The sequence below is a fragment of the Burkholderia sp. 9775_39 genome (assembly GCF_015712225.1).
Lineage (GTDB): Bacteria > Pseudomonadota > Gammaproteobacteria > Burkholderiales > Burkholderiaceae > Burkholderia > Burkholderia cenocepacia.
In genome coordinates, this window is record NZ_JACCQC010000027.1 from 36,908 (window position 1) to 62,100 (window position 25,193).

Annotated in this window: 13 protein-coding genes and 1 pseudogene; 5 read left to right on the top strand and 9 right to left on the bottom strand. The window is 64.7% G+C overall.

The features are described from left to right. Positions 1-13 precede the first annotated feature (13 nt). The 4 genes and pseudogenes from H0X90_RS28480 to H0X90_RS36335 form a co-directional block, all read right to left on the bottom strand. Positions 14-2,200, bottom strand: a complete 2,187-nt coding sequence (locus tag H0X90_RS28480; protein ID WP_171984117.1) for an Ig-like domain-containing protein — start codon at positions 2,198-2,200, stop codon at positions 14-16. Between the two features lie 104 nt (positions 2,201-2,304). Beyond that, positions 2,305-3,036, bottom strand: coding sequence for an OmpA family protein (locus tag H0X90_RS28485; protein ID WP_077188753.1), 732 nt, complete (start codon positions 3,034-3,036; stop codon positions 2,305-2,307). 151 nt (positions 3,037-3,187) lie between these two features. Then, positions 3,188-12,895: a YadA-like family protein gene (locus H0X90_RS28490; protein WP_230463876.1), complete on the bottom strand. Its 9,708-nt coding sequence runs from the start codon at positions 12,893-12,895 to the stop codon at positions 3,188-3,190. Positions 12,896-12,955: 60 nt separating this feature from the next. Further along, positions 12,956-13,093, bottom strand: a pseudogene (locus H0X90_RS36335) (ESPR-type extended signal peptide-containing protein); the annotation flags it as partial. A gap of 652 nt (positions 13,094-13,745) precedes the next feature. Between H0X90_RS36335 and H0X90_RS28495 the strand changes: the two are divergent. The 4 genes from H0X90_RS28495 to H0X90_RS28510 all read left to right on the top strand — a co-directional run bounded on the left by H0X90_RS28495 (position 13,746) and on the right by H0X90_RS28510 (position 18,064). Beyond that, the gene (locus H0X90_RS28495; RefSeq protein WP_006484643.1) at positions 13,746-14,891 is read left to right on the top strand and encodes a homoserine O-acetyltransferase; all 1,146 of its coding nucleotides are present in this window, start codon (positions 13,746-13,748) and stop codon (positions 14,889-14,891) included. Continuing rightward, positions 14,888-15,496, top strand: coding sequence for a methionine biosynthesis protein MetW (metW, locus tag H0X90_RS28500; protein ID WP_006484645.1), 609 nt, complete (start codon positions 14,888-14,890; stop codon positions 15,494-15,496). Before H0X90_RS28495 ends, metW begins: the two co-directional genes overlap by 4 nt. A 116-nt stretch (positions 15,497-15,612) precedes the next feature. Further along, positions 15,613-17,034, top strand: coding sequence for an AmpG family muropeptide MFS transporter (locus H0X90_RS28505; RefSeq protein ID WP_006484646.1), 1,422 nt, complete (start codon positions 15,613-15,615; stop codon positions 17,032-17,034). Next, complete coding sequence (locus tag H0X90_RS28510; protein WP_034201229.1) at positions 17,024-18,064, top strand: M48 family metallopeptidase; 1,041 nt, start codon at positions 17,024-17,026, stop codon at positions 18,062-18,064. Before H0X90_RS28505 ends, H0X90_RS28510 begins: the two co-directional genes overlap by 11 nt. A 22-nt stretch (positions 18,065-18,086) precedes the next feature. Here H0X90_RS28510 and H0X90_RS28515 read toward each other — a convergent pair whose 3' ends face one another. After that, entirely contained in the window at positions 18,087-19,031 is a 945-nt protein-coding gene (locus H0X90_RS28515) for an AraC family transcriptional regulator (protein WP_077190234.1), read from the bottom strand. Positions 19,032-19,257: 226 nt separating this feature from the next. Between H0X90_RS28515 and H0X90_RS28520 the strand changes: the two genes are divergently transcribed. Further along, entirely contained in the window at positions 19,258-20,310 is a 1,053-nt protein-coding gene (locus tag H0X90_RS28520) for an NAD(P)-dependent alcohol dehydrogenase (protein WP_077055851.1), read from the top strand. Between the two features lie 108 nt (positions 20,311-20,418). On the opposite strand, the gene H0X90_RS28525 is transcribed toward H0X90_RS28520, so the two are convergent. The 4 genes from H0X90_RS28525 to gatA form a co-directional block, all read right to left on the bottom strand. Further along, entirely contained in the window at positions 20,419-21,192 is a 774-nt protein-coding gene (locus H0X90_RS28525) for an exodeoxyribonuclease III (protein WP_006494378.1), read from the bottom strand. 40 nt (positions 21,193-21,232) lie between these two features. Next, positions 21,233-22,072 (bottom strand): polyphosphate kinase 2 family protein, encoded by an 840-nt coding sequence (locus tag H0X90_RS28530; RefSeq protein ID WP_048987480.1) that lies wholly within the window; start codon positions 22,070-22,072, stop codon positions 21,233-21,235. A gap of 118 nt (positions 22,073-22,190) precedes the next feature. Beyond that, complete coding sequence (gatB, locus tag H0X90_RS28535) at positions 22,191-23,666, bottom strand: Asp-tRNA(Asn)/Glu-tRNA(Gln) amidotransferase subunit GatB (RefSeq protein WP_006482505.1); 1,476 nt, start codon at positions 23,664-23,666, stop codon at positions 22,191-22,193. 4 nt (positions 23,667-23,670) lie between these two features. Further along, positions 23,671-25,161 carry an Asp-tRNA(Asn)/Glu-tRNA(Gln) amidotransferase subunit GatA gene (gatA, locus tag H0X90_RS28540; protein ID WP_058901905.1) on the bottom strand — a complete coding sequence of 497 codons (1,491 nt, stop codon included), beginning with the start codon at positions 25,159-25,161 and terminating at the stop codon, positions 23,671-23,673. Positions 25,162-25,193 lie beyond the last annotated feature (32 nt).

Genomic DNA, 25,193 nt, shown 5'->3' on the forward strand with positions numbered 1-25,193 from the left:
GGAGCCAGACACATCAGCTCAATTGAGTCGTGACGGCCGCTTGCACCAGTAGTTCGACGTTCATCGCGGCGTTCTCGTAAAGCACGAACGCCAAACCGTCGACTGCCACCATCCCCCCGTTGCTCCACCCCCCGTTGTCGAGCCCGGACATCGCTGAAAGTTCGAGCCGATCACCCGCATCACCCTTCACCATCATTTGCGTATGACCATCAGCTCTAAAAATGTCCTCGTGTCCCAGGTTAAGGACATCCTTGACTGACAGCTTCAATGTGTTGTTGCCGGTTCCCGTGATATCGATAACTTCAATTCCAGTAATTTTTTCCGAAATTCCACTATTGAGCGAAGCAACGTCGAGATATTGGTTCGCCCCCTTCAGTTTCAGCGTATCCGTCCCCGCTCCACCGTGTGCACCGCTGTCAGCGCTGGAAAAATACGAGACATCGCCAACATTAAATATCGTGCCGCCCTTGCCGCCGTAATAGGCGCTCTCGCCAGTAAGCTCATAGTGCGTCGGCGCATCGAACAATTTACTCGTCTCCGCTCCTGAAAACTCGAAGTTATCTACCCATATCAAATTCAAGTTAGGCGCTATCTTTGCCGCCGCGAATTCGATCGAAGTAAAGGCCTGCCCGTCTGGCATGTCGATATCGAAATGCTGGTGAATACCAGAGCGGTAATTAATCTCATTGCTCGTGTAGATCACTTTGCCGGCACTATCGCGGAAGATCACGTGCATACTCTCATAGACAGTGACATCACCGACATCGAAAGAGAAGTGCGTTGCGCTCAAACCGTCCTTCAAATCGAGCCGGACCTTTCCCGTGATACCCAGGGCGGTCGTCGAAGGCTCTTCGTTCAGCTGAAAGGTTGGATCGATATTGAAACCTTTATTGCCATAGATTCCTTGTCTCCAGAACTTTTGGCCACTATCTTCGATCCCGGTCAAAGTGAAATACGGCAATGATATTGTTTGCCCTTTGAACAGAGACACTGGCGTCTCTCCATCGAAGTTTTCGCTAAACGAAATCGATGACGATTGCCGATACTGAGAAATGTTGCCCGCCGCATCGACAATGGCGACGGCGGGAATAGCCGAAGCACCGCTCGGCAGGGCAAGCGTCGCCGTACCGGATGCGATTTCCGACCCAGACAAGGAATGCAGGAAGATCTCGTTACCGACCATCACTGACAGCTTCGCTCCTGCCTGAACTTGGGCACCTGCAAATTTCACCACGACAGCGCCGCTCATCATTTCGACGCTCGTCGGCGGTAACGCAAACGTCTTCAGCACGACGTCCGTCGAATGGACTGCGCCAGCCTCTCCAGTTGCGTTGACCACCCGTGTCTGGATCGTCCAGTTGCCGGCATGCGCGTTCGAATCCGTCGCCACCCACGTACCATCGTTCTTCATGAGCGCGTCCATCCAGGTCCGGCCGCCATCGGTCGACACCTGCACCTTTTCGCCCGCCGCCAACGCCGCCGTCAGGTGACCGCTCAACAGGCGGCCCGCCGTTCCGTCGTTCGTCAATCGGTCGAAATTGAAATTCCCGCTGTCACGCCCCATCTCGTCGAGGATTGCCTTCGTGGTCGGCACGGGCGGCGCCACTGGCCCGATGGTCACGTCGAAACCTTCCGATCGAGCACTCGTGTTCCCCGCCGGATCCTGCGCCGTCACCGTCAGTGCATGACTGCCGTTCGACAACCCGGACGGCAACTGGAACACCCACGCGCCATCGATGCCCGTCTTCACCGTGCCCAGCGCCGTCATGCCATCGTAGATCGTCACCGTCGAGTACGCTTCGGCCCGCCCCGACAGCATCGGCTGCGCACTCTCCGTCGCCGCATCGATCTTCGGCTGCGACGGCGGCGTCACGTCCACCTGAATACCGTAAGACATCGACGGTATGCTCATGCCGACGTCGTTGCTGGCCCGCGCGGTCAGACGATACTCGCCATCGCGCAGCGGTTGCGTGAGCGCGAAACTCCATGCGCCGTTTGCGCCGACCACCGCTGCCCCGACCTCGATGCCGTCCACCAGAAGATGGATCGTCGCGCCAGGGTCGCCGCGACCGCTCACCGTCGGGCGCGGGTCATTGGTCAACCCGCCTTTTTCGATCACGCCAGTGTGCGGCGGTACGTTGTCGGTCACTGCGTCAATCGTCGGACGCGACGGACGCGTCGTTGCCTTCTGCTCTGCCATTTCTACTTTCCTTAGCAGTCCAAGATGTCCCGGAGCCATCCGGACATGTCAATACCGGAACCGTGGCCCCTCACCGGTGGCCACGGCGCTATCAATCCCGTTCGTTATGCGGTTTCGAGTTCGATTTCGACTCGCCGGTTCTGCGCGCGCCCTTCAGCCGTCGAATTGGTCGCGACGGGCTCTCCCTCGCCCTTGCCGACGATCGTGAAATCTTCCGCATGCAGTCCGCCCGTACGCAGGTACGTGGCAACTGCCCGGGCACGCGCCTCGGACAGTCGAACGTTATGGGCGTGCGCGCCCTGCGAATCCGTATAGCCCGTGACCGTCACGCGGCGAAACCGGGCATCGCGATTCACGTCCAGAAAGCGGTTGAGCGCCTGGCGGGCGCTCGGCGTCAGCGCCGCGCTGTCGAACGCGAAGTTCGCACTGCCTTGCAGCAGCACCTGGCGCTGCGCAACCGGCGCGACAGCCGGCTGCGGCTGCTCGACCGGCTGCGGTTGCGCGACGACCGGTTGCTCGACGCGCGCCTGAGGCGGTACGCCGCACATGAAAGTCAGTTCGCGGGGATCGCCCATTGCGGCGCCACGACGCACACGGTCGACCGCCTGCAGCGGCCTGACCGGCTTGCCGGCGCAGAACTTCTGTGCGGCTGCCTCGCACGATTGCGTGCTGGACACGAGCCCCTCGCATGTCACGCGAAAGACCGGCGCCGTCTGATCAGGCGCCTTGATCGCCCGCACCGTATAGGTCGGCCCCGATTGCGTCGTGCATGCGCTCAGCAGAACGACGAATGCGCCGAGCAAGCCCCGACGGACAAAGTATTGCGGTTTGTTCATGATGATTCGGCCCGCTCGAGGCGGACTCCTGGAAATTGACGGATGGAAATGAAGTCGGTCGTGTGGCTGATGCATGGCACGGCGGGCGACGAGCGCCCGCTCGACCACGCATCAGGGTCACGACGCGGGCCGATCGGCCCGCGTTAGCGCCTTACCACTGATACGACGCACCTGCACCGAAGGTATTACCGCCGCTGCTGAGGCTGACGCCAGCACGCATCTTCAGGTTTTCCGTGATGCGTGCTTCACCGCCCATCGCGACAGCCTGGTAGCCCTTGTACGACGCACCAGCCACACCGAATGACAAGGTCTTGCCCGGATCGACGCCCGGAATCATCGTCAACGCCGTCGCCGCCGCGATACCCGAATAGGCATTGCGCGACATGTCGTTGATCTGACCTTGCATCCCGCCGATCGCCCGGTCGAGCTGCCCCCTGTTGACGGCATCCGTTTTATTGATGCCGTCCGCGACATTGACGAGCCGACGCTCGTGGCCGTCCGAGCCAAACGACACGGTATTGGCTTCGGTTGCCTTCGACCCGCTGCCCAGCGCAACCGAATTGGTCGCACCGGATGACACGGTGGCGCCATGACCCAACGCCGTACCGTCGTCGGCCTGAACCTTCGAACCGGCACCGATTGCCGTGCCGTTGTTCTTGGCATCGGCGACTTGCGCGCCGGAGCCAACCGCGATGTTGCCGTTGCCAGTGCCCGGTTTCGCGGCGACGATCTCGGCACTGTCCTTGCCGCTGCCGCCCGTGCCCTGAATCAGGTCGTTGCCGTTGGTACCCGGCTTGCCGCCGTTGCCGTCGCCAGGCGTGGTCATCGTGGTCAGACGGTCATCGATCTTGTCGACACGTCCTTGCAGGTCCGAGAACTGCCCGTAGTTCACGGCGTCGTACCGGCTCTTGCCGTTCTCGACATTGGTCAGCACCACCGGTCCCGACGACGGACCGTTGCCAAGCGTCACCTTGCCCCAGTTCACGGTACCGTCGCCGTTCTTGTCGTACGCGACCGCGCCGACCAGCTTCGTGGTTTCACCGAGATTGTTCTGGATCTGCGAGACCCGGTTGTCGATGTTCGTCAGCGCGTCGCCTGCATTGTGGAAGGTTTTGTCACCCACGTTGTAGGTCGGCGCAACGATCTCGCCGGTTGTCTCGTCAACCTTCGCACCGCCGCCCAACGCGTCGGTCACGCCACTCAACTGGCTGACGTTCACCGCATCCGTCTTGGCCGTACCCGCTGCCACGTTGTGCAGCGCGACTGGCGCTGAGGCGCCCTTGCCGCCGAGCGTCACCGAACCGTAGTTCGTCGTGCCGTCCGCATTCTTGTCGTACACGACCGCCGACTGCAGCTTGCCGTCTTCACCGACCAGGCCTGCCGAGCGCAATTGCCGCACGTTGACCGCATCGGTTTCGTCGACACCATCCGCGACGTTCTTCAGCATGACGGGCGCCACGCCCACGCCACCGAGCGTGACGGAGGCATGCGTTGCGTCGTCGTACTGAACCGCATTCGCGACACCCTGCTGCAGCGTCTCGATCTGCGCCGTGTGCGTCGTTACGCGCTCGTCGACGTGCTTGAATGCGTCGCCGACGTTGTCGTACGTGTTCTTCAAGCCATCTGCCGCCGTCAGTTCATAGGTCGGTGCCTCGATGTCGCCGGTCGTCGGATCGAACTTGGCACCGCCACCGAGGCTATCCGCGATGCTAGACGCGGCGAAGTTCAGCTGACCACCGTTGACGGCCTCGGTGCTGTCGAGCGCAAGCGAACCGTCCGCGACGTTACGGATCACCGTGCCATTCGTACCTGCCAACGTCACCGCTGCCTTGGTCGCGTTGTCATAGACGACTGCGTTCGGGTTCGTACCGTTCCCGCCTTCACGCTGCTCCAGCGCCTTGATGGCGTCGCCAACGGACGCGTAATCCTTGCCGTCGACGTTATAAACCGGCGCTGTAACCTTGCCGTTTGCATCGACGCCTGCACCACCGCCGATGATGTCGGTTACGCCCGTCAACTGCGACACGTTGACCGCGTCCGTCGACGCCTTGCCGGCAGCAACGTTATGCAGGGCAACCGGCATACCCGCGTTCGCGCCCCCAAACGTCACCGAAGCGAAGTTCGTGGTGCCGTCGGCATGCGTGTCGTAGGTCACGGCCGCGAGCGCCTTGCCGTTCTCGCCGATCAGGCCAGACGACTTCAGTTGCGATACGTTCACCGCGTCCGTGTCGAGCGTACCGGCTGCCACGTTCGACAGCTTGGTACCCCCTTCGCCCGCCAGCGTGGCCGACTTGTAGTTCGGCGTGCCGTCCGCGTTCTTGTCGTACGTCATCGCGGCCACCGCGTTGCCGTCCTTGTCGATCAGGCCCGACGACTTCAGCTGCGATACGTTCACCGCGTCCGTGTCGACCTTGCCGGCCGCCACGTTCGACAACGTCGTGCCGTTCTGGCCGGCCAGTGTCACCTTGTCCTTCTGGTCGCCGTCATAGGCCACCGCATTCGGATCCGTGCCGCTGCTGCCGTCACCGCCACTCTTCGCTGCGGCCTGAAGTGCATCGTTGACGTTGTGGTACTCCTTGCCGTCGATTGTGTACGTCGGTGCCGTCACATCGCCGTTTGTGTCGAAGCCCGTACCGCCACCGACCACATTCGCGAGGCCCTTGAGCTGCGCGAGACTGACGGCATCGGTGTCCTGCGTGCCCTTCGCGACGTGGACGATCTGACGCTCGGCGCCTGCCGTGCCGATCGACAGCGCATTCGCACGATTCGCGATCGAGTTGGCACCCAATGCGATGCTGTTCGAACTCTGCGCCTGCGAATTCGCCCCGAGCGCGATGGCGTCGACGACGTTCTGCTGCACGTTCGCGTTCGTACCGATGGCAATGCTGTTCACGGCGCCTGACTTCGTCAGCGCCTTGTCACCGATCGCGATCGAGCTCTTGCCCACGGCTGTCACGCCGTTGTTGCCGACCGCGACGGCGTTTTCGGCGTTGGCCTTCGCGCGGGAACCGATGGCCAATGCGCCTGCGCCGTTCGTCGTGACCATGCTGCCCATCGCCACCGCATATGGCTGCTCGACCCCGGTCTGCGCAATACTACCGATCGCCACCGAGTTGTCCGAGTTCGCAACCGCCTGCAGACCGACCGAGATCGAATTGATCCCGCTGGCGCCGCTGCCTACGCCAATGGCGGCGGCCGTGCCCGCCCTCGGATCGCGACCATTCATCGAGGCGATGTTCGGCATGCTGCCGTCCGAACCCAACCCTTCGATTGCAACGAAGCCGCCCGGCTTCGATTCGACGTCACGCGTCATCCGCGTCATCTTCGCGTCGAGCTTCGTATTGGCGGTGTGCATCGCATCGGTCAACTGCTTCATGTTGACGGCATCGGTATCGTCAACACCGTTGGCGACGTGAACGATACGGCGCTCTTCCCCGACGTTACCCACCGCAACGGTGTTGTCGTCGTCGGCGACCGAATTGAAGCCGATTGCCACGGAGTTGGCACCGTTCGCACGCGAGCCGGACCCCAATGCCATTGCTTGCGGTCGGGTTGCCCAGGCGTTCGCACCGATCGCGACACTTTCGGGACCTCTCGCAATTGCGTCTCGGCCCTCCGAGTTGACCTTGATGTACTTCAGCTTGATCGCGCCATTGACCAACGAGTCTTCCAGATCGTTGAGTTGATCGACGTTCACCGCGTCCGTGCCGGCCGTACCCTTTGCCACGTTCGACAGCATCACCGGCCCCGTCGACTTGCCATCGCCCAGCGTCACCGAGCCGTAGTTCGGCGTGCCGTCCGCTTTCTTGTCGTACGTCACTGCGGCAATCGACTTGCCGTCCACACCGATCAGCCCCGACGCCTTCAGCTGCGATACGTTCACCGCGTCCAGGTCCGCCGTACCAGCCTTCACGTTCGACAACGTCGTGCCCGTCTTGCCTGCCAGCGTCACCTTGTCCTTCGACGTGCCGTCATACACCACCGCCAGCGATTCACCGGTCGTCTCGTCGACGACACCGCCGTCCTTCAGTGCGTCCTTCAGGTTGCCCAGGCTCTCGTTCGTCGCGAACAACTGCGAGCCGTTCACTGCATCCGTGCTCGTCGCCGACAGCGCGCCAGCCTTCACGTTCGTCAGCGTCGTGCCGCCTTCGCCTGCCAGCGTCGCCGTCTTGTAGTTCGCCGTGCCGTCCGCGTTCTTGTCGTACGTCACCGCAGCGCGCGACTTGCCGTCTTCGCCGATCAGCCCCGACGACTTCAACTGCGACACGTTCACGGCGTCCATGTCCGCCGTACCGGCCTTCACGTTCGCCAGCTTCGTACCGGCTTCGCCTGCCAGCGTCGCCGACTTGTAGTTCGCCGTGCCGTCCGCATTCTTGTCGTACGTCACCGCGGCGCGCGACTTGCCGTCTTCGCCGATCAGGCCCGACGACTTCAGTTGCGACACGTTCACGGCGTCCCGGTCAGCCTTGCCCGCTGCGACGTTCGCCAGCGTCGTGCCGCCTTCGCCTGCCAGCGTCGCCGACTTGTAGTTCGCCGTGCCGTCCGCGTTCTTGTCGTAGGTCACCGCAGCGCGCGACTTGCCGTCTTCGCCGATCAACCCCGACGACTTCAGTTGCGACACGTTCACGGCGTCCCGGTCAGCCTTGCCCGCCGCGACGTTCGCCAGCGTCGTGCCGCCTTCGCCCGCCAGCGTCACCGACTTGTAGTTCGCCGTGCCGTCCGCGTTCTTGTCGTACGTCACCGCAACGCGCGACTTGCCGTCTTCGCCGATCAGGCCCGACGACTTCAGTTGCGACACGTTCACGGCGTCCATGTCCGCCGTACCGGCCTTCACGTTCGCCAGCGTCGTACCGCCTTCACCCGCCAGCGTCGCCGACTTGTAGTTCGGCGTGCCGTCGGCATTCTTGTCGTACGTCACCGCAGCGCGCGACTTGCCGTCTTCGCCGATCAACCCCGACGACTTCAACTGCGACACGTTCACTGCGTCCCGGTCAGCCTTGCCCGCTGCGACGTTCGCCAGCGTCGTACCGCCTTCGCCTGCCAGCGTCGCCGACTTGTAGTTCGCCGTGCCGTCCGCGTTCTTGTCGTACGTCACCGCGGCGCGCGACTTGCCGTCTTCGCCGACCAGCCCCGACGACTTCAGTTGCGACACGTTCACGGCGTCCATGTCCGCCGTACCGGCCTTCACGTTCGACAGCTTCGTACCGCCTTCACCCGCCAGCGTCGCCGACTTGTAGTTCGGCGTACCGTCCGCGTTCTTGTCGTACGTCACTGCAGCGCGCGCCTTGCCGTCTTCACCGACCAGCCCCGACGACTTCAGTTGCGACACGTTCACGGCGTCCATGTCCGCCGTACCGGCCTTCACGTTCGACAGCTTCGTACCGCCTTCACCCGCCAGCGTCGCCGACTTGTAGTTCGCCGTGCCGTCCGCGTTCTTGTCGTACGTCACCGCAGCGCGCGACTTGCCATCGTCGCCGATCAGGCCCGACGACTTCAGTTGCGATACGTTAACCGCATCCAGGTCGGCCGTACCGGCCTTCACGTTCGACAACGTCGTACCCGTCTTGCCTGCCAGCGTCACCTTGTCCTTCGTCACGCTGTCGTAAGCCACGGCCAACGGGTTCAGGCCACCTTCCACTTCGCTGATCGCTTTCGTCAGTTGATCGACGTTCACCGCGTCCGTACCGGCCGTACCCTTTGCCACGTTCGACAGCGTCACCGGCCCCGTCGACTTGCCATCGCCCAGCGTCACCGAGCCATAGTTCGGCGTACCGTCCGCCTTCTTGTCGTACGTCACCGCGGCAATCGACTTGCCGTCCACGCCGATCAGCCCCGACGCCTTCAGTTGCGATACGTTCACCGCGTCCAGGTCCGCCGTACCAGCCCTCACGTTCGACAACGTCGTGCCCGTCTTGCCTGCCAGCGTCACCTTGTCCTTCGACGTGCCGTCGTACACCACCGCCAGCGACTCACCGGTCGTCTCGTCGACGACACCGCCGTCCTTCAGCGCATCCTTCAGGTTGCCCAGGCTCTCGTTCGTCGCGAACAACTGCGAGCCGTTCACCGCGTCCGTACTCGTCGCCGACAGCGCGCCAGCCTTCACGTTCGTCAGCGTCGTGCCGCCTTCACCCGCCAGCGTCGCCGACTTGTAGTTCGCCGTGCCGTCCGCGTTCTTGTCGTACGTCACCGCAGCGCGCGTGTCGCCATCGCCATCCACCAGACCCGTGTTCGTAAACTGGTTCTTGATGTGCGTGATGTCACCCGTGTTGCCCGCCACACGATCGTCCAGGTTCTCCAGGGCGGAGCCAACATTGTGATAGTCGACCTGCTTCGAGCTGTCCGCCGGATCGGTCAGGCTGTACGTCGGTGCCTTCACCTTGCCATTTGCGTCCACCGTCGAGCCGCCGCCCAGCGTATCCGCCACACTCTGCGCCGTGTCGTACAGTTGCGAACCATTGACCGCGTCCTTGCTGTCCGCGCTTACCTTGCCCGCACTCAGGTTCGTCAGCGTCGTGCCCGTCTTGCCTGCCAGCGTCACCTTGTCCTTCGTCACGCTGTCGTAAGCCACGGCCAACGGGTTCAGGCCACCTTCCACTTCGCTGATCGCTTTCGTCAGTTGATCGACGTTCACCGCGTCCGTACCGGCCGTACCCTTTGCCACGTTCGACAGCGTCACCGGACCCGTCGACTTGCCATCGCCCAGCGTCACCGAGCCATAGTTCGGCGTGCCGTCCGCCTTCTTGTCATACGTCACCGCGGCAATCGACTTGCCGTCCACGCCGATCAGCCCCGACGCCTTCAGCTGCGAAACGTTCACCGCGTCAAGGTCCGCCGTACCAGCCTTCACGTTCGACAACGTCGTGCCCGTCTTGCCTGCCAGCGTCACCTTGTCCTTCGACGTGCCGTCGTACACCACCGCCAGCGATTCACCGGTCGTCTCGTCGACGACACCGCCGTCCTTCAGTGCGTCCTTCAGGTTGCCCAGGCTCTCGTTCGTCGCGAACAACTGCGAGCCGTTCACCGCGTCCGTGCTCGTCGCCGACAGCGCGCCAGCCTTCACGTTCGTCAGCGTCGTACCCGTCTTGCCTGCCAGCGTCACCTTGTCCTTCACGTCGCTGTCGTACGCGACCGCGTTCGGGTCAGAGCCACCGTTCTTCGCCATCGCGTCCAGCGCGTCACCAACATTGTTGTACGTCGTATCGCCAACCTTGTACGTCGGCGCCTTGACGGTGCCATCGGCATCAATGCCCGCGCCACCTCCGAGCGCAGTTGTTACACCCGTCAGTTGACTCACGTTCACCGCGTCGTTGTTTTTCGTACCTTTTGCGACATTGACGATCTGACGCTGGAGCGAATTCGAACCCACGGAGAGGGCATTGCCGCGATCGGCGACCGAATTGGCGCCCAGTGCGATGCCGCCGTTATTGCCCGACGCCACATTCGCGTTGGCACCCAGTGCAATGGCATCCGTTACGTTTTGCGCGACGTTGGCGGACTTGCCCATCGCAACGCTGTTCACTGTACCTGCCGCCGTCATCGCCTTGTCGCCGATGGCGATCGAGCTCTTGCCCACGGCTACCACACCGTTGTTACCGACCGCCACTGCGTTGTCGGCATTGGCTTTCGCGCGAGAGCCAATGGCCAGCGCGCCTGCACCATTCGTGGTCACCATGCTGCCCATCGCGACCGAATACGGTTGCTCGACTCCGGTCTGCGCGACGCTGCCGATCGCCACCGCGTAGTCGGAACTGGAGACTGCCTGCAGACCGACCGCAACCGAATTGATCCCGCCAGCGCCACTCGCCACACCGATAGCAGCGGCCGTACCCAATTTCGGATCACGGCCGTTCATCGACGCAATGTTCGGTAAGCTGCCGTCTGCACCCAGCCCTTCGATCGCGACGAAACTGCCCGGCTTCGATTCGACGTCTCGCGTCATCCGCATCATCTTCGCGTCGAGCTTCGTATTGGCGGAATGCATTGCGTCGGTCAACTGCTTCATGTTGACGGCATCGGTGTCATCGACGCCATCGCTGACATTGACAATCCGGCGCGTCGCACCCACGTCACCGATCGACACGGTATCGGCGCTCGCCGCGACCGAGTTGACGCCGATTGCGATCGAATTCATGCCCGACGCCCGGGAACCCGAACCGATCGCCAGCGTATCGACGTTCGTCGCATTCGCTTGCGAGCCGATCGCCACGCTGTTCTTGCCCAGCGCATTGGCCTGCATGCCCGTGGCCCGCACTTTGATGTACTTCATGTCGAGCGTGCCGTCGCCGAGGTTCTGCTTGATCTCGTCCTTGACGTCGCTCAGGCCGCTCTGGAGCTGGGCCACGTTGACGGCGTCGGTGGCAGCTTGCCCCGTCGCGACGTTCTTCAGCGAGACCGGACTCGACGCCCCCGTGCCGCCCAGCGTCACGCTCGACTTGTTCGCGCCGTCGTAATGCACAGCGTTCACGTCCTCGCCGCCTGCGCCGCCCGACGTGGCCGCCGCCTGAAGCGCGTCGCCGACATTGTTGTAGGTCTTGTCGCCGACCTTATAGGTCGGCTTCGAAAGGGTGCCGTCCGCATTGACGGCCGATTCGCCGCCGAGTGCGGATGCGACGCTCGCCGATACGTCGTACAACTGGCTGCCGTTCACGGCGTCCTTGCTGGCCGGCGCGACCTTGCCGGCCTTCACGTTCGTGACAACCGTACCGCCCGTGCCGCCCAGTGCAACGGTGCTCTTCGTCGCATCCTTGTATACGACCGCGAGCGACTCGCCAGTCGACGGATCGATCAGGCCACTATCGGTCAGCGATTGCTCGACTTTGGTCACACGGTTGTTGGTCCCAAACAATTGGGCACCGTTGACGGCATCGGTGCTGTTCGACGACAGCGTCCCGGCACGCACATTGGTAAGCTTGGCCGCAGCCGCACCGGTACCGCCGAGGGTGACCGAATCCTTCGCAGTGGAATCATATTCCACGGCATTTTCCGCGCCGCCCGACGCGGACACCGCCAGCAGCGCATCGCCGACGTTGTCGTAGGTCTTGCTGCCAATCGTATAAGCCGGTTTCTTGATGTTGCCGTCCGCGCCGACGGCAGCGTTGCCGCCCAGCGCATCTGTCACGCCCTTCAGCTGTGCAACGTTGACGGCGTCGGTCGCCTGCGTGCCACGGCCGACGTTGACGATCTGGCGCTCGAAACCGGCTGTACCGACCGATACGGTCTGGTCCCGGTTGGCTTCCGAGTATGAACCGAGTGCCAGCGAGTCAGTGCCGCGCGCGGCCGAGCTCTGACCGATCGCGATCGCATTCTCTGCAGCCGCCGCAGCTTGCGAGCCGATCGCCATCGTGCCAGTCCGCGTCGCCATCGACGAATCACCGATCGCCAACGCGGATTCCGCCGTCGCCTTCGCCTTCCGGCCCAGCGCATAGGCGCCCCAACCGGTCGCCTGTGCTTCGTTGCCCAGCGCGATCGACGACTTGCCGGCCGCATTGGCCCCGGCCCCCAGCGCCACCGCGCCTTCGTCACCGAGTGCCGATGCATTGGCACCGAACGCGACGTTGTTGCCGGCCGCCGTCGCTGCGGTACCAACCGCCACCGCACCACCGAGGCCCGACGTGGATGGACGCGTCTTCGCGCTGCTACCGATCGCGATCGAATTGTCCCCCAACGCCAACGCGTTGTCCGTGCCGTCGCCCTTCGCGTTGATCTTCACGTATGCGCTGTTGTCGGGCACGACCGCCCGGGTATCGGGACCACTCCGCTTGACCGTCACCGGGCCATCCTGCTTGGCGTCGGCCAGATGAATCGGATCGTCGAACGTCGGGTCCGGCGCGTCGACTTCGTCGGCGTACGCGGATCCCATGGAAGCGACGAGCAGCGCAGTGGCCGCGGCAATTTTCGATTTCGCGGAGCGCGATGATTTCGAGCGCCCACGCGCCATTTCCGATGCCGCGCACCAGGTGCTGGTCGAGGCATTCCACACGACACGATACGACTTGTTCATACGAACCTTTTCCTTTGGTAAATCTCTCTGCGACGCGCGCCGGCTTTGCGTGGCCATATCGATGCGCCGACTCGGCGAGAGCAGTGACAAGTAGCTCAACGCTTACCGCTATCCGGAAAGAAGTGCGAAACGTGCCCGCCGAGAAATCGCATGAACAAGGACGGAAGATCATGTCAACAGCGCTGCTAAATCACGCGTTTCAACCGGATACCGATAGCTGGCTAAAACTGTATTGACATGCCTTCATCCCAAAAATGGGACGAATACTAATTATTTTGATATTTGATTAATACTTGTACTAGGCAGAATTTATTTGTGACGTATTTTTCATAATTTAAAAGATTTACTCAGCCACCCCGTCAATAAAATAATTTGATATTTACTGTATTAAAAAACTACTGCGGCACCGCGTTTCGCTCAATGGCGGCACCGGGCGGCAAATGTCGCCATCCTGTTTTGAGCGGGTTCCCTCGGATTGCTCGCTTGCAGGGGAAAATCCGCTATACTTTGCCGACTGTCGCCCTCGGGCGGCAGGTCGGAAGCGCGCCGATTTGCTGACTCGATTGCGGGCGCGCGAACCGGCCGGGGCGTGGCTGTGTGTTCGCCCTGGCGGTTCACTACAAATGCGGCTAAAGAGGTCGTCAGCCGCGCACCTTCGCCTCCGCGCCTCGCCGACACCATTTAGCCGCCCAGTCATAAGGCGGAACGAATGGAATCGATCGGCATCGTCGCTCCACAGACCATGCACTTCGCCGAACCGCTGCGCTTGCAAAGCGGCAGCGTGATCGGCAACTATCAGCTCGTCGTCGAGACGTACGGCGAGCTCAACGCCGCACGCTCGAACGCGGTGCTCGTCTGCCACGCGCTCAACGCGTCGCACCACGTCGCCGGTGTCTACGCGGACGATCCGCGCAGCACCGGCTGGTGGGACAACATGGTCGGCCCGGGCAAGCCGCTCGACACCAACCGCTTCTTCGTGATCGGCGTGAACAACCTCGGCTCGTGTTTCGGCTCGACCGGCCCGATGAGCATCGATCCGTCGACCGGCAAGCCGTACGGCGCGAAGTTCCCGGTGGTCACCGTCGAGGACTGGGTGCATGCGCAGGCGCGCGTCGCCGACGCGTTCGGCATCGAGCGCTTCGCCGCGGTGATGGGCGGCAGCCTCGGCGGCATGCAGGCGCTCGCGTGGAGCCTGATGTATCCGGAACGCGTCGCGCACTGCATCGACATCGCGTCGACGCCGAAGCTGTCCGCGCAGAACATCGCATTCAACGAGGTCGCGCGCTCGGCGATCCTGTCCGATCCCGATTTCCACGGCGGCGACTACTACGCGCATGGCGTGAAGCCGAAGCGCGGCCTGCGCGTCGCGCGGATGATCGGCCACATCACGTACCTGTCCGACGACGACATGGCCGAGAAATTCGGCCGGGCGCTGCGCCGCGCCGACGGCGCGCTCGACGCGTACAACTTCAGCTTCGACGTCGAGTTCGAGGTCGAGTCGTACCTGCGCTACCAGGGCGACAAGTTCGCCGACTACTTCGACGCGAACACCTACCTGCTGATCACGCGCGCGCTCGACTACTTCGATCCGGCGAAGGCGTTCGACGGCAACCTGACGGCCGCGCTCGCGCACACGCAGGCGAAGTACCTGATCGCGAGCTTCTCGACCGACTGGCGCTTCGCGCCCGCGCGCTCGCGCGAGATCGTGAAGGCGCTGCTCGACAACAAGCGCACGGTCAGCTACGCGGAAATCGATGCGCCGCACGGCCACGATGCGTTCCTGCTCGACGATGCGCGTTATCACAACCTGATCCGCGCGTATTACGAACGAATCGCCAACGAGGTAGGAGCATGAACCAGCAAGCGCTGAATTCCCTGTCCGCGCGCGCGGACTTCCGCGCGATCGCGCGCTGGGTCGAGCCGCGTGCGACCGTGCTCGACCTCGGCTGCGGCGACGGCTCGCTGCTGTCGCTGCTGATGGAAGAGCTGGACGTCACCGGCTACGGGATCGAGCTGAACGACGCGGGCGTGCTCGCGAGCACGAAGAACGGCATCAACGTGATCCAGCAGAACCTCGAGGACGGCCTGCGCCTGTTCGAGGACCACAGCTTCGACATCGCGATCCTGTCGCAGACGCTGCAGACGATTCACCAGACCGCCGCGATCCTGCGCGAAACCGCGCGGGTCGGGCGCGAATGCATCGTGTCGTTCCCGAACTTCGGCTACTGGGCGCACCGGCTGTCGGTGCTGCGCGGCCGCATGCCGGTGTCGAAGTCGCTGCCTTACCAGTGGCACAACACGCCGAACGTGCGGGTGCTGACGATCAAGGATTTCGAGGCGCTCGCGCCCGAGGTCGGCGTCACGATTCTCGACCGCATCGTGCTGCACGAAGGCCAGCCGATTCGATGGGGAGCGAACTGGCGTGGTAGTCTTGCTGTCTACCGCGTCAAGCGCAGCTGAGCCGGGGGGCCGTTGACGGAAGCTCCGGTCTGCACGCGCGAGCGGTCGCCCCTCGTGCGCCGCTCGCGCCGCCTGCGCTGCCGCCGCCATCAGTCAACGCTACCCAGTTCCAGTCCATGTCGAAAACGCCACACGAGGCGCCCGCACTCACCGCTCACGAGGATCACCCCGGCTGGCGAGCCTATCTGAACACGCACATGCTGATCTGCGTGTTCCTGGGCTTCACGTCGGGTCTGCCCCTCTTCACGCTCGTCTACCTCGTGCAGGCATGGCTGCGCTCCGAAGGCGTGAACCTGAAGGAAATCGGCCTGTTCGCGCTGATCCAGTTCCCGTATACGTGGAAGTTCCTGTGGGCGCCGCTGATGGACCGCTACATCCCGCGCCTGCCCGGCTGGCGGCCGGGCCGCCGGCGCGGCTGGCTGCTGCTCACGCAGCTGCTGGTCGCGGGCGCGATCGCCGCGCTCGGCTTCGTGTCGCCGCGCGACTCGATCTGGACGGTCGCCGCGCTCACCACGCTCGTCGCGTTCTTCGGCGCGAGCGCCGACATCGTGATCGACGCGTACCGCCGCGAGCTGCTGCGCGACACCGAGCAGGGCCTCGGCAACGCGGTGCACGTGAACGCGTACAAGCTCGCCGCGCTGATCCCCGGCTCGCTGGCGCTGATCCTGTCCGACCACATGCCGTGGGACGCCGTGTTCGCGATCACCGGCGCGTTCATGCTGCCGGGCATCCTGATGACGCTCGTCGTGCGCGAGCCGGAAGTGGTCGGCGCGCCGCCGCGCAACCTGCGCGACGCGATCGTGCTGCCGTTCCGCGAATTCATCCAGCGCGACGGCTGGGCCGGCGCGCTGCTCGTCATCGCGTTCATCTTCCTGTACAAGATCGGCGACACGATGGCCACCACGCTGTCGACGTCGTTCTTCCTCGACATCGGCTTCACGCGCACCGAGATCGGCATCGTCGCGAAAACCACCGCGCTCGTCGCGAGCGTGCTGGGCGGCATCATCGGCGGCATCTGGCTCGTGAAGATCGGCATCGGCCGCGGGCTGTGGATCTTCGGCGCGCTGCAGCTGGTGTCGACGCTCGGCTTCGCGTGGCTCGCGCAGCTCGGCCCCGGCTCGCCGGTGCTCGCGATGCTGTACGACTTCACCGTGTCGACGAGTCACGCGATCGCGTCCGCGCTGTCGGTGTTCGGCATCGCCGTCACGCCGCAATTCAGCCCGATGACGGTCGCGCTCGCGATCGTCTACGGCTTCGAGACCTTCACGACCGGCCTGACGATGGCCGCGTTCGTCGCCTATATCGCGAGCACGACCGACCCGCGCTATACGGCCACGCAGTTCGCGCTCTTCACGAGCCTCGCGTCGGTGCCGCGCACGCTCGCGTCGGCCGCGAGCGGCTTCATCGTCGCGAAGATCGGCTGGTTCGACTACTTCATCGTGTGTACCGCGCTCGCGATTCCCGGCATGCTGCTGCTGTTCAGGATCGCGCCGTGGAACGGTACCGCACGCGACGGCGAGGCGAGCCGTGCGCAGTAACCGCCTGCATCGTCTCGCCCGCGTCGCGGCTGCGTTGAGCATCGGCGCCGCGGCACTGGCCGCGATGGACGCCTGCGCGAGCGACACCGGCGCGACCGCGGCGGGCTCCGCGCCGGCGACGCCGCCCGCGCCTGCGACGGCGGCCGCGCCCGCCGCGCCGTCCATCGCGGAAGGCGCGCAGCCGACCGGCGCCGCGGCGCCCGCGAAGGCCTATACGCCGACGCCGCAGCAGGTCCGCTACGGCAACGCGATCGCATTCCGCACGCTGATCCCGTCGCCGCTGCTCGAACAGCTCACCGCGAACGAATACGCACAGATCGTCCAGGCGGCCGCCGACAGCAACCGGCTGCTGAGCGCGAACCAGCCGCGCGTGAAGCGGCTGCGCGCGATCGTCGCGAAGCTCGCGCCGTATTCGGTGAAGTGGAACGACCGCGTGAAAAGCTGGGCCTGGGACGTGAACGCGATCCGCTCGCGCGACATCCGCCTGACCTGCCTGCCGGGCGGCAAGGTGCTCGTGTACGGCGGCATGCTCGATCGGGTGCGCCTGAACGACGACGAGCTCGGCGTGCTGCTCGCGCACGGCATCGCCCATGCGCTGCGCGAACACGCGCGCAGCAACTTCAGCGTGACCTCGCAGACGTCGCTGCGCGCGGCCGCGCTGCCGCCGCTGTTCGGCGTCGGCGATCCGCTGCCGCAGGCGCTGAACCTCGGCGAGCGCCTGCAATCGCTCCACTACGACCCGACCGACGAAACCGAGGCCGACGTGATCGGCGGCGACATCGCCGCCCGCGCGGGCTTCGATCCGCGCGCGGCGATCACGCTGTGGGACAAGCTCGCGGTCGCGACCCGCGCGAACAAGGCGTCGGGCTTCATCTACACGCATCCGTACAGCAGCGCGCGCCGCCAGGACCTGCTGAACCGGCTGCCGGACCTGATGCCGCTGTACGCGAAGGCAACGGGCAAGCGCGTCGAATCGCTGCCCGACTACGCGGGCATCAGCGCGCAGCGGCGCAAGATCGTGCGGCGCTGAACCGCCGCGCGGCGCCGGGACGCTACGCGTCCGCGTCGGCCATGGCCGGGCGCACCCCGCTGTCGCGCATCCAGCGCACTTCGTCTCCCGGGCTGCGGCCGAACAGCCGCTTGAACTCGCGGCTGAACTGCGACGCGCTCGCATAGCCGACCCGCGCGGCCGCCGCGCCGGCGCCCAGCCCGTCGCGCACCATCATCAGCCGCGCCTGGTGCAGCCGCGCGGTCTTCACGTACTGCATCGGCGACGTCGCCGTCACGTGCTTGAACTGCGCGTGAAACACCGCGAGGCTCATCCCGGCTTCGCGGGCGAGCGTCTCGACGTCGAGATCGGCCTTCAGCTCCGCATGGATGCGCCGCAACGCCTTCGCGATGCGACCGAAATGATGCTGCTGCACGAGCGCCGCGCGCATCGCGTCGCCCTGCTCGCCAGTCAGCACGCGATACGCGATCTCGCGCATGATCGCCGGCCCCAGCACCCGTGTGTCGTGCGGCGACGCGAGCGCTTCGAGCAGGCGCACGACGGCATCGGCCAACGGCGCGTCGAGCGGCGTCGAATAGACGCCGAGCGGCTCGCTGACCGCCGCGCCGAGCGTCTCGTCGAGCAGGATCGCGAGTTCGGCGATCACCGCGAGATCGACGCGGATCGAGATCGCGAGAAACGGCTCGTCCATGCTCGCGAAGGTCTCGCATTCGAACGGCAGCGGCACCGACAGCACCAGATACTGCTGCGGGTCGTACACGAACGAGCGGTCGCCGAGATAGCCGAGCTTGCGCCCCTGGCACACGACGATGATGCTCGGCTCGTACAGCACCGGCATGCGCGGCGCCGGATGGGTCACACGGATGAAGCGCACGCCGTCGAGCGCCGCGAGCGTGTCGCCCTCGTTCGGCGCGAGGCGCGTGTGCAGCTCGATCATGCGGCGCTGCAGGCGCTCGCCCGCGTCGGCCAAAAGGGGTTGGAAGCTCATCGGTACGGCCCTATCCGGCAAGAGAATCTGGCTCGCAATGTAGCACCTTGGACGCATTTTGACGGCTGTTCGCGGGCAATTCGAGAGGAATAGGCAAATCTTCCAGACCTTCGTGTATTTCGCCGCGGCGCCGCGCTCCTTACGATGACGTCCTGTCTCGCCGCATCGCCACATGATGCGACGGCAGTCTGTTTCGCCGGATGTTTTCCGGACAAGGAGCCCTTGCATGAGTACGACCTATGCCTACGCGGCGACCGATGCGCAGTCGCCGCTCGCCCCGTTCGAATTCCAGCGTCGCGCGCTGCGCGACCTCGACGTCCAGATCGACGTCCTCTACTGCGGCGTCTGCCACTCGGACCTTCACCAGGCGCGCAACGAATGGCGCAACACGATCTACCCGGTCGTGCCCGGCCATGAAATCGTCGGCCGCGTGACCGCGACCGGCCCGCAGGTGTCGCGCTTCAAGGTCGGCGAGCTGGTCGGCGTCGGCTGCCTCGTCGATTCGTGCCGCACCTGCGCGAGCTGCGAAGAAGGCCTCGAGCAGTATTGCGAGAACGGCTTCGTCGGCACCTACAACGGCCAGGACCGCGTGACGGGCGACATCACGTACGGCGGCTATTCGACGCAGCTCGTCGTCGACGAGGCGTTCGTGCTGCGCGTGCCGGACACGCTCGACCCGGCCGGCGCCGCGCCGCTGCTGTGCGCGGGGATCACGACCTACTCGCCGCTGCGGCAGTGGAACGTCGGCCCCGGCAAGAAGGTCGGCATCGTCGGTCTCGGCGGCCTCGGCCACATGGGTGTGAAGCTGGCGCGCGCGATGGGTGCGCACGTCGTGCTGTTCACGACGTCGCCATCGAAGATCGAGGACGGCAAGCGGCTCGGCGCGCACGAAGTCGTGATCTCGAAGGACGAAGCGCAGATGAACGCGCACCTGAACAGCTTCGACTTCATCCTGAACACGGTCGCCGCGCAGCACGACCTGAATCCGTTCTTGAACCTGCTCAAGCGCGACGGCACGATGACGCTCGTCGGCGCGCCGGAGCACGACCATCCGTCGCCGCAGGTGTTCAACCTGATCTTCAAGCGCCGCCGCCTCGCGGGTTCGCTGATCGGCGGGATCGCGGAAACGCAGGAAATGCTCGATTTCTGCGCGGAACACGGGATCACGTCCGATATCGAGACGATTCCGATGCAGCAGATCAACACGGCCTACGAGCGGATGCTGAAGAGCGACGTGAAGTACCGGTTCGTGATCGACATGGCGTCGCTCAGGCAGTAAGCGCCGCCCCAAGCGAAACGGGCCGCCTGTCGGAACAGGCGGCCCGTTTTGCATCCGGCGACCGGGATGAATGGCCCGGCGGCTGCGCGCGCGGCGCAGCGCCGGCCATCACTTCTGGTAGTCGTAGTCGACCGTCAGCGGCGCATGGTCGCTGAACTTGATGTCCTTGAAGATCGACGTGCTTTTCGCGGTCCCGGCCACGCCCGGGGTCGCGATCTGGTAATCGATCCGCCACCCGACGTTCTTCGCGTACGCCTGGCCGCGGTTGCTCCACCACGTGTACTGCTCGGGACGCGGGTCGAGCGTGCGGAACACGTCGACGTAGCCGACGTCGTCGAACAGCTTCGTGAGCCACTCGCGCTCTTCCGGCAGGCAGCCCGAGTTCTTCTGGTTGCTCTTCCAGTTCTTGATGTCGATTTCCTTGTGGACGATGTTCACGTCGCCGCACAGGATCACCTCGCGCTTCTTCTTCAGCGCCGCGAGGTGCGGCATGAATTCGGCCATGAAGCGGTACTTCGCCTGCTGGCGCTCCTCGCCGCTCGAGCCGGACGGCACGTACACCGACACGACCGACAGCTTGCCGTAGCGCGCCTCGACGTAACGCCCCTCGGGATCGAATTCGCTGCTGCCGAAACCGATGATCACGTCATCGGGCTCGCGGCGGCTGTACACGCCCGCGCCGCTGTAGCCCTTCTTCTCGGCGTGGTGGAAATAGCTCTTGAAGCCGTGCGGCTCGACGAATTCGGCCGGCAGGTCGTCGGCCGACACCTTGATTTCCTGCACGCACACGCAATCGGCGTTCTGTTCGCCGAGCCAGTCGAAGAAGCCCTTCTTCGCGGCGGAGCGGATGCCGTTCAGGTTGGCGGTGATCACTCGCATCATGTCGGGTTCCGTTCAGTTCGATATTTTTACAGGGGGCAGCTTAACGGATCTTTACGCCTTCGAGCTCGGGCTTCGGCGGCGGGAATTCCAGCTTCATGTCGGTCATCGTGCGCAGCAGCAGCTCGGCGATCATCACGTTGCGGTGCGTCTTCGAATTCGCCGGGATCACGTACCACGGCGCATGCTCGGCCGACGTCGCGGCGAGCGCGTCGCGGTACGCGGACTGGTAGGCGTCCCAGTGCTTGCGCGCGTCGAGATCGGCGATGTCGAATTTCCAGTGCTTGGTCGGATCGTCGATGCGCGCCTGCAGCCGCGCGCGCTGCTCATCCTTCGAGATGTGCAGGAAGCACTTGACGATGGTCGTGCCGTTCTCGAACAGCATCGTCTCGAAATCGCGGATCTGCCGGTAGCGGCGCTCGCACTCCTTGTCGCCGATCGCGCCGAGCACGCGCGGCACCAGTACGTCTTCGTAGTGGCTGCGGTTGAAGATCGCGAGCTCGCCTGCCGCCGGCACCTGCGCATGCACGCGCCACAGGAAGTCGTGCGCGGCCTCGATCGGCGTCGGCGCCTTGAACGGCACGATGCGCAGGCCGAGCGGATCGACCTCGCGAAACACCGCGCGCACGGTGCCGTCCTTGCCGCTCGTATCCATCCCCTGCAGCACGAGCAGCACGCGCTTCTTCTGCTGCGTGTGCAGGCGCTCCTGCTGCACGTCGAGCTCGGTCGACACGACCGACAGCCGTTCGCGGTCGGCCTCCTTCGAGCCGGACGAAAACGGCTTCGCGGCCGGGTCGAACGCGTCGAGCCTGAATGCGGCGGCTTCCTTCTCGCGCGTGCTGTACGGCACGCGGAAATCGTCGAGCGACGGTTGTTTCGCCATTCGTTCCTCCGTTGGACGGTGCGATGCATACGATAACGCATCCACCAAACGCGACGGGCCGCCCCGAACTGGTCGGGAGCGGCCCGTCGTCAAGCGCGGTTCAGGCGCGCGCGCATGCTCAGCCGAGCTTCTTCTTCAGCAGCTCGTTGACCTGCTGCGGATTGGCCTTGCCCTTGGTCGCCTTCATCGCCTGGCCGATCAGCGCGTTGAACGCCTTTTCCTTGCCCGCGCGGAATTCCTCGACCGACTTCGCGTTCGCCGCGAGCACTTCGTCGATGATCGCTTCCAGCGCGCCGGTGTCGGAGATCTGCTTCAGGCCCTTCGCGTCGATGATGCGGTCGGCCGCACCTTCGTCGGTCGCCTTCTCGTCCCAGATCGTCGCGAAGATTTCCTTCGCGATCTTGTTCGAGATCGTGCCGTCGGCGATGCGCTGCAGCAGCAGCGCGAGCTGCGCGGCCGAGACGGGAATCGCGTCGATCTCGATGCCGTCGCGGTTCAGTTGCGACGACACGTCGCCCATCAGCCAGTTCGCGGCGATCTTCGCATTCGCCGCGCCGGCCTTCGCGACCACCGCCTCGAAGTACGCGGCCATCGCCTTGCTCGACGTCAGCACGCCCGCGTCGTACGCGGACACGCCGTACTCGTCGACGAAGCGCTGCTGCATCGCGGCCGGCAGTTCCGGCATGCCGGACTGCACGCGCTCGATCCAGTCCTGGCCGATCACGAGCGGCATCAGGTCGGGATCGGGGAAGTAGCGGTAATCGTGCGCGTCTTCCTTGCTGCGCATCGAACGCGTCTCGCGCTTGTCCGGATCGTAGAGGCGCGTTTCCTGCACGACTTCGCCGCCGTCCTCGATCAGCTCGATCTGCCGACGCACTTCGTAGTTGATTGCTTCCTCGAGGAACCGGAACGAGTTCAGGTTCTTGATTTCCGCGCGCGTGCCGAACTTCTCCTGGCCGACCGGGCGCACCGACACGTTCGCGTCGCAGCGGAACGAGCCTTCCTGCATGTTGCCGTCGCAGATGCCGAGCCACACGACGAGCCCGTGCAGTGCCTTCGCGTACGCGACGGCCTCGGCCGCGCTGCGCATTTCCGGCTCGGTGACGATCTCGAGCAGCGGCGTGCCCGCGCGGTTCAGGTCGATCCCGGTCATCCCGGCGAAGTCTTCATGCAGCGACTTGCCCGCATCTTCCTCGAGGTGCGCGCGGGTCAGGTTGACCGTTTTCTCGTACGCAGCCTTGCCGGCCTTTTCGTTGGCCGGCACCTGGATCGTGATCTGGCCGCCCTGCACAACCGGAATCTCGTACTGGCTGATCTGATAGCCCTTCGGCAGATCGGGGTAGAAATAATTCTTGCGCGCGAAGATGCTGCGCGGCGCGATGGTCGAGCCGATCGCGAGGCCGAAGCGGATCGCCCGCTCGACCGCGCCGCGGTTCAGCACCGGCAGCACGCCCGGCAGCGCCAGGTCGACCGGGCACGCCTGCGTGTTCGGCTCGGCGCCGAACTGCGTCGATGCGCCCGAGAAAATCTTCGAGACGGTCGACAGTTGCGCGTGCGTCTCGAGACCGATAACGACTTCCCACTGAGTAGCCATGTGCTTACACCCCTGCCGGAACTTGCTTGTGCCAGTCGGTCGCGCGCTGGAACGCGTCGGCGACCTGCAGCATCCGGGCTTCGTTGAAATAGTTGCCGATGATCTGCAGGCCGACCGGGCGCTGCGCGTTCGCGCCCGCGCCGAAGCCGCACGGCACGCTCATGCCGGGCAGACCGGCGAGGCTCACCGACAGCGTGTAGATATCCGCGAGATACATCTGCACCGGATCGTCGCCCTTCGCGCCGAGATCCCATGCGACCGTCGGCGACGCCGGGCCCATGATCACGTCGCAGGACTTGAACGCTTCCTGGAAATCGTTCGCGATGATGCGGCGGATCTTCTGCGCCTGCAGGTAGTACGCGTCGTAGTAGCCGTGCGACAGCACATACGTGCCGACCAGGATCCGGCGCTTCACTTCAGGCCCGAAGCCTTCGGCGCGCGACTTCTTGTACATGTCGAGCAGGTCGCCGTACTGCGCGGCGCGGTGGCCGAAACGCACGCCGTCGAAGCGCGACAGGTTCGACGACGCTTCCGCCGGCGCGATCACGTAGTACACGGGGATCGACAGCTCCGTCTTCGGCAGCGACACCGGCACGAGCGTCGCGCCGAGCGCTTCGTATTGCTTGAGCGCCGCGTCGATCGTCGCGCGCACGTCGTCGGCGAGGCCGGCGCCGAAATACTCGTTCGGCAAGCCGATGCGCAGGCCGGCGAGCGGCTTGCCCGCGTCGTTGCCGGCCGCCCACGGCTGCCCGAGGTGGCGCGTGAAGTCTTCGTCGTCGCGCTCGAGGCTCGTCGAGTCACGCTCGTCGAAGCCGGCCATCGCGTTCAGCAGCAGCGCGCAGTCGGACGCGCTCTGCGCCATCGGGCCGCCCTGGTCGAGCGACGACGCGAACGCGATCATCCCGTAGCGCGACACGCGGCCGTAGGTCGGCTTGATGCCCGTCACGCCCGCGAACGACGCGGGCTGGCGGATCGAGCCGCCGGTGTCGGTGCCGGTCGCGGCCGGCGCGAGGCGCGCGGCGACGGCGGCCGAGCTGCCGCCCGAGCTGCCGCCCGGCACCGCGTTCGTGTCCCACGGGTTCTTCACCGCGCCGAACGCGGAATTCTCGTTCGACGAGCCCATCGCGAACTCGTCCATGTTGGTCTTGCCGAGCGTGACCATGCCGGCCGCCTGCAGGCGGGCGACGACGGTCGCGTCGAACGGGCTCTCGTAATTCGCGAGCATCTTCGAGCCGGCGGTCGAGCGCCAGCCGCGCGTGACGAACACGTCCTTGTGTGCGATCGGCAGGCCGGTCAGCGCGCCGCCCGCGCCGCGCGCGAGTTCGGCGTCGGCGGCTTTCGCCTGCGCGAGGGTGAGGTCGGCGTCGACTTGAACGAACGCGTTCAGGTCGCGCGCGGCGTCGATCCGTTTCAGGTAGTGCTGCGCGAGCTCGACGGCCGAGCATTCCTTGGCGGCGAGCGCGGCGCGCAGTTCGGTCAGGCTTTTTGCGTGCATTGAGTGGTTTTCCTGGGAATTCTGGGTCGCGC

Coding starts and splice junctions, on each gene's coding strand:
- H0X90_RS28480 (WP_171984117.1), bottom strand. CDS start 2,200: ATGGCAGAGCAGAAGGCAACGACGCGTCCGTCGCGTCCGACGATTGAC.
- H0X90_RS28485 (WP_077188753.1), bottom strand. CDS start 3,036: ATGAACAAACCGCAATACTTTGTCCGTCGGGGCTTGCTCGGCGCATTC.
- H0X90_RS28490 (WP_230463876.1), bottom strand. CDS start 12,895: ATGGGATCCGCGTACGCCGACGAAGTCGACGCGCCGGACCCGACGTTC.
- H0X90_RS28495 (WP_006484643.1), top strand. CDS start 13,746: ATGGAATCGATCGGCATCGTCGCTCCACAGACCATGCACTTCGCCGAA.
- metW (WP_006484645.1), top strand. CDS start 14,888: ATGAACCAGCAAGCGCTGAATTCCCTGTCCGCGCGCGCGGACTTCCGC.
- H0X90_RS28505 (WP_006484646.1), top strand. CDS start 15,613: ATGTCGAAAACGCCACACGAGGCGCCCGCACTCACCGCTCACGAGGAT.
- H0X90_RS28515 (WP_077190234.1), bottom strand. CDS start 19,031: ATGAGCTTCCAACCCCTTTTGGCCGACGCGGGCGAGCGCCTGCAGCGC.
- H0X90_RS28520 (WP_077055851.1), top strand. CDS start 19,258: ATGAGTACGACCTATGCCTACGCGGCGACCGATGCGCAGTCGCCGCTC.
- H0X90_RS28525 (WP_006494378.1), bottom strand. CDS start 21,192: ATGATGCGAGTGATCACCGCCAACCTGAACGGCATCCGCTCCGCCGCG.
- H0X90_RS28530 (WP_048987480.1), bottom strand. CDS start 22,072: ATGGCGAAACAACCGTCGCTCGACGATTTCCGCGTGCCGTACAGCACG.
- gatB (WP_006482505.1), bottom strand. CDS start 23,666: ATGGCTACTCAGTGGGAAGTCGTTATCGGTCTCGAGACGCACGCGCAA.
- gatA (WP_058901905.1), bottom strand. CDS start 25,161: ATGCACGCAAAAAGCCTGACCGAACTGCGCGCCGCGCTCGCCGCCAAG.